Here is a 13443-nt window from a genome sequence, read left to right on the forward strand (position 1 = left end):
ACCTGATGAAATCCCCCGTTCTTACCATCGACTTCTTCCACGACGCGGTCTGCGGCTGGTGCTTTGTGATGTCTCCAAAGCTGCGCAAACTGGCCGCTGAATTTCCAATCCGGGTGCGCCACCGCACCTTTGTCCTGCAAGACTCGCCCGCCAAGCTGGCCGCTGCCTTCGGTTCTGCGGAAAAAGCCAAATCCGCCATTCTGGGCCATTGGGAGCGATGCGCCGAACATGACGAAGGGGGCCGCATCAATGTGGAGGGGATGCGCCGCCAGCGCTCTCCCTATCCCACCGGTGTCCGTCGTCAGAGATTTTGGGCCATTTGGCTGCCTGAGCGAAGAGAGGGTCTGGCTCATCTGGTTGGTTTGATTATGCGGCGGATCTTCGGTGAAGCAAGCGCCGGGTTTCGATAGTCTTTCGTTTGATCCTTTCTCGTTGTTTCAGGATGGTCTGGCCGCGCCCGAAGTAGACATCGGCCGGGGTGAGGTTCTGCAGGCTCTCGTGGTATCGTCGGTGGTTGTAATGCTCGACGAAGGCGTCGATCTTCTGCCTGAGATCGCCGGGCAGGAAGTAGTTCTCCAGCAGGATGCGGTTCTTCAGGGTCTGGTGCCAGCGCTCGATCTTGCCTTGGGTTTGCGGGTGATATGGGGCACCGCGGACATGATCCATGTGCCGATCTTCCAGCCAATCGGCCAACTCGCCCGAGATGTAACTCGACCCCCTCGCCATTGTCTCTCGGACCAATGGCGTTCCAATGGCTCGATCACTGAGCAGGCGGGGCTTGTGCAGGACCTTCGCCTGATCACAACCCGAAGCCTGCAGCGCCAGGTCGAGCGTGTCGGTCACATCGCCTGACTTCATCGTCGTGCAAAGTTTCCAGGCGATGATGTAGCGGCTGTAATCGTCGAGGATCGTGGACAGGTAGAACCAGCCCCAGCCGATGACCTTCAGGTAGGTAAAGTCGGTCTGCCAAAGCTGGTTCGGTCGGGTCGTCTTGTCACGGAACTCGTCAGAGGCGGACAGAACCACATAGGCCGGGCTGGTGATCAGGTCGTAGGACTTGAGGATGCGATAGACCGAAGCCTCTGACACAAAATACTTTTCCGTGTCAGTGAATTGCACGGCCAACTCGCGCGGCGACAGATCGCTTTCCTGCAGGGCCAGGTCCTTGATCTTCTCGCGCACCGGCTCAGGGATGCGGTTCCAGACCCGCGACGGCCTGGGACTGCGATCTTTCAGCGCCTCAGGGCCGCCGGACAAATACCGATCATACCAGCGGTAGAAGGTCGTTCTGGGGATGCCGAGCTTGTCCAGCGTGCGCCTGGTCGGCAGGTGCGATCCTTCCACCAGCCGGATGATCTCCAGCTTCTCAGATGCGGGATACCTCATTCGCCGTCGCCCCCATCTGCGATCATGCTTTTTTTGAGCAGCCGCAACTCCAGGGCCTGCTCAGCGACAACCTCCTTTAGATCTCGGGCTTCACGGCGAAGGTCTTTGACCTCGCTCGACGTCGCCGCACGCGCCGTATCGCCCGCCAAGCGTTTCTTCCCGGCTTCGAGGAATTCCTTGGACCAGCTGTAATACAAGCTCTGCGCAATGCCCTCGCGGCGACACAGCTCTGCAATGCTGTCTTCGCCCTTCAGGCCGTCCAAGACGATCCTGACCTTCTCCTCAGCTGAGTACTGCTTGCGGGTGGCGCGACGGATGTCCTTGACGACCTTCTCGCCGTGGCTCTGCTTGGTTCCGGGTTTCTGTCTCATCTCCACTCCTTGGTGGTTACGATGTGTCAGAAACTCTCTCTTATCAAATCACCCTAAACTGTCCCATTGGCGCTGACGTCAGACAGTGCCTTCTGCAATAGCCCTATTTCTGTCCTGAGAATCGGCAAGCGGCCATTCGGAGATAGTTACACGCTGCAGTTCGTAACGGATGCCGCGTTGTGGATAGCCAGGCGCAGGAATGGTACCCGCACAAAGTTTGCCGCATTTCCGGTTACGTCGGCAGTAATTTGAAGTTCTGCTTTGAAATTTGCTGTCTTGAATGCGGGTCACAAGCCGGAGCGCAGAAGACGCCCCGGCTGGCATTGTTATTCACCCGGGACAGCTTGCAGCTCGGGTTCGTCATGGTGGTGGTGCTCTTTCACCGGACGCATGAAGAGGTTGGCAAAGAAGGCCACCGCCAACAACGCCGCCATGCAATACATGGTTGTATTGTAGAGGCTCGGCGTCGGATCCACGGTGCCGGCCGGTGCGACTTCCATCAGCTTGGCGATGGTCACGGTCTTGGCTGCCACCAGCTGGTCAAGCTGCGCAACGGGCGCGCCGAATTTCGCGGCAAAGGCGGCTGGGTCCACCTTGGCGGCCAGGTCCTGCACCGCATTAGTTACCGACATTTGCCGCAGCGAGGTGATAGCCAGCGGCCCGAGCACGCCCGCGGTTGACCAGGCAGTCAGCAGGCGGCCGTGGATGCCGCCGACATGCATGGTGCCGAACATGTCGGCCAGATAGGCCGGGATCGTGGCAAAGCCGCCGCCGTACATCGAGAAGATCAGCATCGTGGCCAGGTAGAAGCCCATCAGGTAGACCAGAGACGGATTGGCCGCGGTGGCAGAGGCGAAATAGGGGATCGACAGGTAGAGCGCAGTGCCCAGCACGAAGAAGCACATGTAGGTTGCCTTGCGCCCGATGTAGTCCGAGGCAGACGCCCAGAAGAACCGCCCGACCATGTTGAAGACCGAAATCATCAGCACATAGGTCGAGGCGAAAGCGGCGGTTGCCACCAGCGGCATCACCGAGCCGAAAATCTCGGACATCATCGTCTTGGCGACACCGATCACGCCGATGCCTGCGGTGACGTTGAAGCACAGCATCACCCACAGCTGCCAGAACTGCGGCGTCTTCAGCGCCTGGTCGATATGCACGTCGTTCTGCGTCACCAGCCCCGAGGCGGCAGGCTTCGGCTCCCAGCCCTCAGGCTTCCAGTCCTTGGCCGGAACCCGGTACTGGAAGGCGGCCAGGATCATCACGACGAAGTATACGACGCCCAGGGTCATGAATGTCTGCGCTGCGCCGGTATTGCCGGTGCCCACCGCATAGGCGCCGGCCTCGCCGCCGAACTCGGCAGCCTGCGCCGCGCTGGCGATCACCACCTCGATTTTGCCCTGTGCGGTTTCGGCAAAGACCCGGCCGTTTTCGACCACGGTCTGCACCGCATCCCTGGCGCCCAGATAGGTGGGCGCGGTTTCATAGAAATCCAGCAGCCAGCCCTTAACCGGTGCGGCGATCATCGCTCCGCCGCCGAAACCCATGATGGCCATGCCCGTTGCCATGCCGCGCCGGTCGGGAAACCAGCGGATCAGCGTTGAAACCGGCGAGACATAGCCCAGTCCCAGCCCGCAGCCGCCAAGCACGCCGTAACCGAGATAGACCAGCCACAGCTGATGACTGGAAATGCCGAACGAGCCGACAATGAAGCCGCCGCCCCACAGCAGCGCTGCCACAACGCCCACCATGCGCGGGCCGACTTCCTCCAGCCATTTGCCGGCAAATGCGGCGGCCAGCCCGAGGAAGACGATGGCGACCGAAAAGATCCAGACAACAGAGCCGAGGCTCCAGTCATCGGCGCTGGAGGCCACCACCCCCAGCTCGCGTGTGAGCGGCGGGTTGAACACCGACCAGGCATAAACCGAGCCGATGCAGAGGTGGATGGCGATGGATGCTGGCGGAACCCGCCAGCGGTTGAAGCCGGGTTTGGCGGTGATGTGGTCCTTGTGCAGAAAGCTCAGCCCGCCGGATGATGGCGTACTCATGTGGTGTCCTCCCTAGTGCTGTTCCGGCGGCTGCAACCTCCTATTGCGGCCGCCCCGAATGGCCCGCGGCAATGTGCCGTAGCTTGACAAAGGCGGAGAGATGACCCAGCTGTCAAATAAATAATTTAGCAATAACAATGGCTTATCGTGACATTTTGTCTACCCTGCCAGGCCTCTGCAGACGGTTGCGGGACATTCTGTCCGCACCGGGGAGCCGGGGCCTGCGATTTCGCGCCAATTTGTCCGGATCAGGCGGCAGCGGGCGAGGGCAGAAAAATTTCGAACCGGCTGCCCTGCCCGGGTTCTGACTGCACGGTGATGCGGCCGCCGGCGCGACTCACCAGCTGATGGCTGATCGACAATCCCAGCCCGGTTCCCTGCGCCTGCTTGGTGGTGAAGAACGGGTCGAAGATGCGGTTCAGCAGGTCCGCCGGGATGCCGGTCCCGGTATCCTCTGCGGTCAGCAGCACCCCACCGGCGGCATCCTCGGCGGTCAGGGTGAGCCGGCCGCCGCCGGGCATCGCCTGCACCGCATTCAGGACGAGATTGACGATCACCTGCTGCAATTCCGTGCGCGACATCCGGACCTGGCCGGTACTGGCCAGATGCGCCTCTGCTTCGATCCCGGTGGCCTCGATCTGATGGCGGGTCAGAACCAGGCAGTCGGCCACCACCTCGGCCGGGGAAATCAGCCCGGAAGCGCCGGAGTATTCCTCGGGCCGGGCGAATTGAAGCAGCTTGGAGACGATCACGCCGATGCGGTAGACCTGATCGTCGATCAGCCGGAATTCCTCCTCGACCGGCTCCGCATGGCTGCCCAGCACCGTCCGGGCCAGGTCCAGGTTGCCCTGGATCACCGCCACCGGGTTGTTGATCTCATGCGCGACGGAGGCGGTGATTTCGCCGACCGCCGCGAGTTTCTCCGAGACGATCAGCCGTTCGGTGGTCCGCTCCAGCCGCCGGTTTGCCTCGCGCAGATCCGCGGTGCGCTCCTCGACCTTGGCCTCCAGGCTTTCCCCCCAGCCGCGTAATTGCCGGTCGCGCTCCTGCACCTGGTCCAGCAGGCTGTCCAGATGCGCCGCCACGCGGGCAATCTCGCCGCCGTCCTGCTGCGGCTGGTTGCGGGCGGCCAGATCCCCCTGTTCGACCCGGGCGATGGTCTGGGTCATGCCCTCAAGCGGGCGGAAGATGCGGCCGGCCCAACGCAGGAAAATCGGCACCGACATCGCCGCGATCAGCAGGAAGGCCCCGCCGAGCGTCAGCACCGTGCTGCGCTTGGCCTGGCGGAACGGGGTTTCCAGAAAGCCGACATAAAGCATTCCGGCCCGGTTGCCGCGGCTGTCCAGGATCGGCTCATAGGCGGAGATGTACCAGTCGTTCACAACGAAAGCCCGATCCAGCCAGACATCACCGCGCCCCAGCACCTGGCCGCGCACCTCGGCCGAGACCCGGGTGCCGAGCGCACGCACGTTTTCGAACAGCCGCACATTGGTGGAGATCCGCACGTCCTCCAGAAACAGCGTGGCGGTGCCCTGGCTGCCCTCCGGCAGGCTTTGCTCGCGGTAGACCAGCGCGTTGATGGTGTCGATGAAGTCCAGGTTGCGGTTCAGCAGGCGCCCGCCCACCAGAACCGCCTTCTGGCCGTCCGGCAGGACCACCGGGGCCGCGGAGTGGATGATCATGCCGCGGGTCTCGGCGGTACGGTCCGTGGGCACAGCCGCTTCGGTCTCCACCAGCGGGATGGCCGCGCGGGCGGCAAGACCGGGGGCCAGCGTGTCAAGCTGGGCAGCGTGCAGAATGTCGACTGCGCTCTGCCACTGCCCCTGCAGCGCGCCGCGGATGACAGGCCAGTCAGCGGGCGTAAAACCGGCCCGGCCATCGGGTCCTGCGAGATAGAGGAAATCGAGACCGAGCCGGGCCTGTTCCTGGGCCAGGAAACCGGCGGAACGGCCCGCCGCAAGCGCGCTGCGGAACCGGACCGATTGCGCCACCGCATCCAGCAGCTCGCCCGAGGTGGCGGTCAGCCTGGCCAGATACTGGTCGGCGATGGTCAGGTCACCGTTCACCTTGCTGATCAAAAGGCCGTCGGTCTTTTCCGACCAGCGCCAGGTGGCAATGCCCAGCAGCAGCGGCATCAGCACCAGCATCGGCAGCAGTGCGATCAGCAGCAGCCGGACCCGGACCGACCGCATGAGCGAACGCAGCCTGCGCACGGCTCAGAGCCCCCAGGCCGCGCATTTGCGGTCAATGGTCTTGCGCGAGACACCCAGCCGCCGCGCCGCTTCGCTGCGGTTGCCGCCGGCCGCTTCCAGCGCGTGCAGGATTTCGCGGCGCTCGACCTCCTCCAGCGGCAGGATGTCGGCAGCGGGACGGGCCGGGGCCAGCGTGTCCAGGGAAAAGCAGCCGAAGATCAAGGAGCGTTCAACGAAGTTCCGCAGCTCGCGAATGTTGCCCGGCCAGTCATGGCGCAGCAGGGCGGATTTGACGCTGGCGGACAGCTCCAGCGGCGGCAGCTGCAGCTGGGCAGCGATTTCGGACAGGAATAGCCCGGCAAGCTCAACGATATCGGTGCCGCGTTCCCGCAAAGGCGGCATTACCACTTCGATCACATTGATGCGGAACAGCAGGTCCTCGCGGAAAGTGCCCGCCGCCACCGCTTCGTCCAGCGCGCGGCTGGAACTCATCACGAAGCGGACATCGAGCTGCACCGTCCGCTCGGTGCCGATTGGCCGGATGCGTCCATCCTCCAGCACCCTCAGCAGCGCGGTTTGTGCCGAAGGGCTGAGTTCGCCGATTTCATCGAGGAATACGGAGCCTCCCTGCGCCGAGGCCAATAGGCCTTCGCGCCCGGCCGGCGCACCGGGGAAGGCGCCGGGCGCATGGCCGAACAGCTCGTATTCAATCACGTCCGCCGGAATGGCGCCGCATTGCACCGGCACGAAAGGCGCTCCGGCGCGGCTGGAGCGCGCGTGCAGGTGGCGTGCGGCAACCTCCTTGCCGGTGCCGGAGGCGCCGGTGATCAGCACCGGAGTCGAGACCTGGGCCACCCGGTCCAGCAAGGCGCGCACCTGGCCAACTGCAGGCGACGCCCCGACCAGCTCGCGGCGGCGGCGGCGGCCAGGGCCAGCGGTTTCCAGCTCCCGCCGCAGCAGCATGTTCTCGCGCTTCAGCCGCGCCGTCTCGATGCAGCGGCGCAGGGCATTTAGGATCTGGTTGGAGCGGAAAGGCTTCAGAACGAAATCCGACGCCCCGGCCCGCAGCGCGTCGATTGCCGTCTGCAGATCGGCATAGGCGGTAATCAGGATGGTATCGGTGAAGCCGCCTTCACGCCGCTGCTCCTCCAGCCAGTCCAGGCCTTTCTGGCCAGGCATGATGTTGTCGAGGATCATCACATCATATTGCCGGGTATTGAGCAGGGCGGTTGCGGCTCCGGTGTCTTCGGCTTCATCCACCAACTGGCATAGAGGGCGCAGTGTTTTCGCTAGGAAATTACGCATTCCTGGCTCATCGTCCACGATGAGAATACTTGCTTGCCCGAGCGGGTCGGCCAGCCTTGCCATATCTGTATTTGTCATACCTGCCGCTTTTCTGTGTGGGCGGTATTGGACTATTGTCGCTTTCCGGCGCATTGTCGAGAGAACAGGGCCTTGCTCACTGCAGGGCGCTGTGTTCTGAAAGCTGTAGCTTGAGTGAACTGGCAATATCCCGGTTATCGTTCAGCAGCGGGCGGCATACTGTGACCCGCCGCGGGATTGAGCCGGTTAGGAGATCAGTAAACGATCTATCCGTCTTCAGGTGCGCTGGGGCGGTTACAGCATCAACGCCGAACCGCGGTCAGGATACCGGCGGGCGAAAGAAATACCGTGCTTTGAAGGCGACTAGCCAGGCTTGTCCATCCAAGGAAATCTGCGAGCCCAACCAGGCGAATGCTGCAAAACGCACAATTGTCTTAAACGACCTGAGAAGCTGCCATCAAACGATGGCTCCTGACGCGCCGCGAGGGATGACAGAACACCGAAAATTCGCCGGCAGGGGCGGTAGCGACCGGGATTCCCTATTCATTCATTACCAGCGCCGATTGCTGACCTGTCATCCTGCGGACCTCAGACACAGCCTCGGCAAGTGCCGGGCCAACCTCGTCAGAGATGCGCTTATCAGTAAGCTGCTTTGAGGTCGAGCTTGCCAGAAAAGCCACCGGCTCCCCCAAGTCAGACGGACGGTATGGCACAGCGGCGGCGTTGATGGTCTCGGAAAACCGGTTTCCCCCCCGCACTTGAGTGTAGCCGTCAGCCAGGATCTCGTCGTGCGCGGCAAGTCTGATTGCCGCGAATTCCGCCAGCAACTCTTCTGGCTCATCGCCTTGGCTTTCAAGAAAACGGGCAAATTCCTCATCGTTGAGCGCCCCGAGATACGCTTTGCCGCTGGAAGACGTATGCAGCGGCATCCGGTAGCCGACATCCAGCCAGATCGCAGATGAATTCACTGGCCGCCAGGCCCTGGTCAGCAGCATCCGCTGGTCATCTTTGATGCTGATCGCTGTCAAAGTGCCGGTTGCATCTGCCAGCCGCTGCATCACCGGTGAAGCAATCTCGACAAAGGCAAAGGAAGCGGCCGCGATGTTCCCCAATGCAAGCGCCGCCGGGCCGAGGCGGTATTTGTCGTGCCGCCGCCCATGGGTCAGGTATCCAAGCGCGCACAAGGTGAAGGTAAGCCTGGACACCGTCGGCCGCGGAATGCCGGTGCGCTCTGAGATTTCGAGATTGCCCAGGCCGTCATCCGTCGGGCGGAATGCCCGCAGAATTGTAAGACCCCGCGCCAGTGTGTTTGCAAATCTCTTGTCCGAGGAATCGGCTGGCATGGTGTTTCCTGTATCTATGCGGGCGTCAGGCCTGCACGGGGTATTCACTGTTCGCTCATCCTCAATACTACTGAACCGCATTTGACAGCACCAGAGAGATTGACGGGAAAGCCACCAGCAAAAGCAGCACAATCACGTCGATGCTGAGGAACCGCCAGATGCCGGAAAAAACCATGCCGACAGGAGCCTCTCTCCCGACGACATTTGAAAGGACAAAAACGTTCAGCCCCACCGGCGGCGTAATCAGGCCGATCTCCAGCAATTTCACTACGACGACACCGAACCAGATCAAGTTCAGCCCGTAGGATTCCACCAGCGGCACCACCAGCGGCAAGGTCAGAACCATGATCCCGATCGGATCCAGAAACATGCCCAGCACCAGATAGACCACGCAGATGGCAAACAGCAGCGTCGCGGTCGAGAATTCAGCCTGCGAAACCCAATCCACCAGCGCCGGGGCCATGCCCGTCAGCGCGATGGCCGCAACGAATATCTTGGCACCCGCCGCTACAAAGAAGATCGCGGCAGTTTGAACACAGGTTTCCCGGACCGCCTGCCAGATGCCAGCAAGATCAAGCTGCCGCTGCACCAGGCCGATCAGCACAGTCAGCACAACGCTCACTGCCGCCGCCGCGGTGGCGGTAAAGTACCCGCCGTAAATCCCGATCACGATCACCGCAAAGATCACGGCTGCGGGCCATGCTCTTCGGAACGCTGTCAGCTTGTCGGCAAAGCTGGCAGCTTCGCCGCGGGCTGGTACCGCCGCCGGGTCCGCCCTGATCCACATCGCAATGACCAGGACAAAACCCGCCAGCGTCAGCAGCCCCGGCAGAATGCCGGCAATGAACAGTTTGTTCACCGAGGTCTCGGTGAAGATCGCATAGATGATGAACAGAATGCTCGGGGGGATCAGAGAGCCGAGTGTACCTCCGGCAGCGACGCTGGCGGTTGCCAGCCTTGGGTCATAGCCAAGGCGCAGCATTTCAGGCGTGCAGATTTTGCCCATGGTCGACGCACAGGCCAGGCTGGAGCCGGTAATGGCGGAAAACCCGCCGCAGCCCATCACCGATGCCACCGCAATGCCGCCGCGCAGGCGCAGCAGCCAGACCTTGGCTGCGTCATAAACCGCTGTGGTGATCCCGGCGCGATAGGCAATGTTTCCCAGCGCGATGAACAGCGGGATCATCGACAGATCGAAGGAGTGCAGCAGATCGAACGAGTTGTTGAAGACTAGCGACGAGGTCGCCCGGAATGCACGTTCCGGCATGAAGGTGCCAGTGCGGAACGCAAAGATTGTAAAGGCCGCCAGCGTCGCCACGCCGATCAGGGCAAAGGCAATCGGCACACGAATGGCCAGAAGCACAAGCATAACGGCAAAGGCCACAAGGCCGATCAGGGCAGGATCCACGGACAGTCTCCTCGGCAGGTCTGTTGAATGTCAGATGGGTGTCAGGTTTTGCGCAGCGCGATCTCGCCGCCGCGCAGCAAGGTCAGCGCATCGCCAGCAGCCATCGCCGCAAGCCGCAGCCATCCCAGCGCAATCCCGATGGTAAAGGCCAGCCGTCCCGGCCATTGCGGCAGGTTCAGATCGCCGTAAAACACGCTACCGGTCTGCCACTGATGCAGGAATTCGCGGCCACCCGAATACAGGATCGGCGTCAGCGCCAGCAGGCCGAACAGGGTGCCGAACACTGCCAGCCATCCCGACACGCGCGGCGGCAGCAGATTGGTCAGAAACTCCACCGCGATATGCGCCCGCTGCGCGGTTGCGGCGGCCAAGGGCATCACAATCGCCAGAACCATCAGCTCGCGCACGATGACAATGGTGTCCGGCACTGAGCTGTTGAACAGATTCAGCGCCACGACATCGGCAAATATCAGCAGCGCCAGCAGGATGATGGCCGCAGCCGATACATCAACAAATACCCGCTCAAGCCTGTGCAGCATCACGTCCTCCCTCGGAATTGCCAGGCGGCCCTACAGCCGCCGCCCGGTCTCTGCTTCGCCCTGATCAGTTGCTTCGCGTCCAGGGGTACCCTTCGGCTTCGAACTCGGCCGTGAATTCAGCCACCGCGGCGGTGTAGGTTGCCATCAGCTGGTCGGCATCCAAACCGACGCTGCGGGCATTTTCCATCCAGTCGGCAATAAAGGGTTCCGCGGCAGCATTCAGCGCAGCCTTGTCAGCCTCGCTCAGCTCGATGACCTCAATCTTGCGGGTGGTCTCGCCTGCGGTCATCGCCTTCATCGCCTTGCTGTTGGCACTGTTCACGATCTTGGCGAACTGATCCGCCAGTTCCTCGCCCGCTTGCATCAGAACTTCTTGCTGGCCAGCCTCCAGGCTGTCAAAGACCTGCTTGTTCATGAACATGCCATAGCCGCCGATCTGCCCCCAATTCAGGACAGTATAGCTATCGATCACCTCGTCCCATTTCAGCGAGGGAACGATGTAGTCATAGCCCTGGCTGCAGTCGATCAGCCCGGTATCCAGACCCTGGTAGGCCTCATAGACCGACAGGTTCACACGGGTTGCGCCCATTTCGCCGAAAACCTTGCCGTAGACGCCCGCGCCGCGGACCTTCTTGCCCTTGATGTCCTCAACCGAACGGATCGGCTCTCCGGCGCAGGCAACATTGACAGCCGAGGCCGTGAACGTGCCGATATAGATCAGGTTCTGGCGGGCCAGATGCTCGGTGATCTGGGGTTCTGAGCGCATCAGATGGTCGGCTGCACGCATGGCGACCCAGGCATTCGGACCGCCGATGGGGAAGTCAGCCAGCGAGTAGGCCGCCATTTCCTTCTGGAAATAGGCCGCAATGATCGAACCGGCATCCGCCACCCCGTCACTGATCCCCTGTACCGCAGCGCTTGCCTTGAACAGCGCGCCGCCCCATTGGACGTCCAGCCGCAGATCGCCTTCCGACAGCTCGCCGATACGGCTGTTGTACCATTTCAGCGCGGCAGGAACCGTGCCCCGGTCGGGGCCGCTGTGGCCGTAGTAAATCACGGTCTCCGCAGATACTGCCGTTGCACCAAGACCGGCCGCAATGGTCAGCCCTCCCAGAATATTCTTGATCATTCCCATGACTGGCATCTCCTCCTCGAAAGCCATTCGTTAGTTTTACTATGTGGAATTTTAAGGCGCTGTCCAGAATTATATTTCACATACTGGAATTTCTTGATGCGGTCTGCATTTGGCTCGCAGCAGAACAAGAAAACCTCTTCTGCCCTTGTGCAGGCCAAGCAGTTGACGCAACAGATCACACGCTTTCAGCCAGCTCGCTTGCAAAGGTTTCGATCAGTTTCGCTTTCAGGATTTTGCCTGTCGGCGCGGCAGGCAGGGCCGCGGCCACGATAATGCGTGCCGGCCGTTTGTAGGGCGCAAGCCGGTCATGCAGAAAGGATTTCAGCTCCGCTTCTTTCACGCTGCTGCCGGTGGCGGCGCTGACAAAGGCCAGAACCTCCTCGTTGCCTTCAACGGCACGGCCCACCACGCTTGCCACCATCACATCGGGATGCTCGGTCAGCGCCGCCTCGATCTCCACCGGATAGACATTGAAGCCGGACCTGATGATCAGTTCCTTGGTGCGTCCGGCAATATGCAGCCGCCCTTCATCGTCAAAACGGCCAAGGTCGCCGGTGCGGAAAAACCCGTCCTCTGTCAGCGCTGCAGCTGTTTGCACCGGATCACGGAAATAGCCCTTCATGATCTGCGGACCACCCACAAGGATCTCGCCGATACCTGCTTCCCGGGTGGCGCCCGGCGCGTCCAGATCCAGCTCAAGGATGCAATCGCCCATCGGCAGTCCGACGCTGATGTCAGGGTCGCCGAATGCGTTGCGGGTTGCACAAACACCGGCTGTGCCTTCAGTTAGCCCGTAGCCGTTTTGCAGCGGCAGGCCATAGAAGGCCTCCGCCTCGCGTTTCCAGGCCGGATCCAGGGGCGCACCGCCCGAGGAGACAAACCGCAGTTTGCCCGCATCATAGCGCGGCTTTCCGTGCGCGCGGGCATAGTTGAACAGATGCGCATGCATCTGCGGCACCGCGGGCAGCAGGGTCACATTCTCCTGCAATGCCTGGTACAGACGCTCTGCCGAGAATTGCGCCTCCATCCGCATCGCCGATTGCGCCAAGGTGACGGACAGCATGGTGACCAGCCCGAAAATATGGCTGAGCGGCAGCGCCAGATAGGTCACATCCGACGTTTGAATGCCCCTCACCTCGGCTGAGGCCGCCGCCCCTGCAAGAAGATTGGCATGAGTCAGCATCGCGGCCTTTGGGGTGCCGGTTGTGCCCGAGGTATAAAGCAGAAGGGCGGTTTGTTCGCGCCCGTCCTCTGACACCGGTTCCGGCACGGCGCCAGCGCGCGGCATCAGGGCCGCCGCGCCAAAGACACCCTGCACGTCCCGGGCGCCGTAGTGATCCGCATGGGCCCGGGCCGCCGCGGATGCGGCAGCCGTGAACAGGACGGCACTGGGATCGGAATGTTCAAAGATTCGGTCCAGCTCAGCCGTGGTGAGCCGGGCATTGATGGCAACCGCGGATGCGTCCAACAGGCTGGCGCCATAGAAGAATGCGATCACCTCGACGCAGTTCTCAAACACCAGAACCACCCGGTCGCCGGGCCGCACGCCTGCGGACTTCAGCTGCTCCGCCGCGGCATGTGCCGCTTGGGACATCTCCTGCCAGGTGAGGCGGCGGCCATCCTGATCCATCAGCGCCAAAGCATCGGGGCGGGTTTCAGCAGCGGCCTGCAGCAGCCCGTGTACGCGGTTATGCATGT

General features: G+C 62.0%; 10 protein-coding genes. 1 reads left to right on the plus strand and 9 read right to left on the minus strand.

Going from position 1 to position 13443, the window contains the following annotated elements:
- The first annotated feature begins 5 nt into the window (after positions 1-5).
- Positions 6-410 carry a DsbA family oxidoreductase gene (locus GC1_RS07590; RefSeq protein WP_052265107.1) on the plus strand — a complete coding sequence of 135 codons (405 nt, stop codon included), beginning with the start codon at positions 6-8 and terminating at the stop codon, positions 408-410.
- On the opposite strand, the gene GC1_RS07595 is transcribed toward GC1_RS07590, so the two are convergent.
- The 9 genes from GC1_RS07595 to GC1_RS07640 all read right to left on the minus strand — a co-directional run bounded on the left by GC1_RS07595 (position 367) and on the right by GC1_RS07640 (position 13441).
- Positions 367-1757, minus strand: a protein-coding gene (locus GC1_RS07595; RefSeq protein WP_152612488.1) for an IS3 family transposase whose coding sequence is annotated in 2 segments (ribosomal slippage) — positions 367-1421 and positions 1421-1757 — 1392 coding nt in all. Because the reading frame shifts where the segments join, the coding sequence is not laid out codon by codon here. The two genes, GC1_RS07590 and GC1_RS07595, sit on opposite strands and share 44 nt — an antisense overlap.
- A 326-nt stretch (positions 1758-2083) precedes the next feature.
- Positions 2084-3805 carry an OFA family MFS transporter gene (locus GC1_RS07605; protein WP_019295354.1) on the minus strand — a complete coding sequence of 574 codons (1722 nt, stop codon included), beginning with the start codon at positions 3803-3805 and terminating at the stop codon, positions 2084-2086.
- A 248-nt stretch (positions 3806-4053) separates the two neighbouring features.
- Positions 4054-5997: a sensor histidine kinase gene (locus GC1_RS07610; RefSeq protein ID WP_019295355.1), complete on the minus strand. Its 1944-nt coding sequence runs from the start codon at positions 5995-5997 to the stop codon at positions 4054-4056.
- A gap of 24 nt (positions 5998-6021) precedes the next feature.
- Positions 6022-7380, minus strand: coding sequence for a sigma-54-dependent transcriptional regulator (locus GC1_RS07615; protein WP_029204736.1), 1359 nt, complete (start codon positions 7378-7380; stop codon positions 6022-6024).
- 479 nt (positions 7381-7859) lie between these two features.
- Positions 7860-8663 carry an IclR family transcriptional regulator gene (locus tag GC1_RS07620; RefSeq protein WP_019295357.1) on the minus strand — a complete coding sequence of 268 codons (804 nt, stop codon included), beginning with the start codon at positions 8661-8663 and terminating at the stop codon, positions 7860-7862.
- 67 nt (positions 8664-8730) lie between these two features.
- On the minus strand, positions 8731-10071 hold the full coding sequence (locus GC1_RS07625; RefSeq protein ID WP_019295358.1) for a TRAP transporter large permease: 1341 nt from the start codon (positions 10069-10071) through the stop codon (positions 8731-8733).
- A 41-nt stretch (positions 10072-10112) separates the two neighbouring features.
- Positions 10113-10610, minus strand: coding sequence for a TRAP transporter small permease (locus GC1_RS07630; RefSeq protein ID WP_019295359.1), 498 nt, complete (start codon positions 10608-10610; stop codon positions 10113-10115).
- Between the two features lie 64 nt (positions 10611-10674).
- On the minus strand, positions 10675-11745 hold the full coding sequence (locus GC1_RS07635; protein WP_019295360.1) for a C4-dicarboxylate TRAP transporter substrate-binding protein: 1071 nt from the start codon (positions 11743-11745) through the stop codon (positions 10675-10677).
- Positions 11746-11920: 175 nt separating this feature from the next.
- Entirely contained in the window at positions 11921-13441 is a 1521-nt protein-coding gene (locus GC1_RS07640; protein WP_019295361.1) for a class I adenylate-forming enzyme family protein, read from the minus strand.
- Between the last annotated feature and the right edge of the window lie 2 nt (positions 13442-13443).

The organism is Leisingera sp. ANG1 (assembly GCF_000203975.2).
Classification (GTDB): Bacteria; Pseudomonadota; Alphaproteobacteria; order Rhodobacterales; family Rhodobacteraceae; genus Leisingera.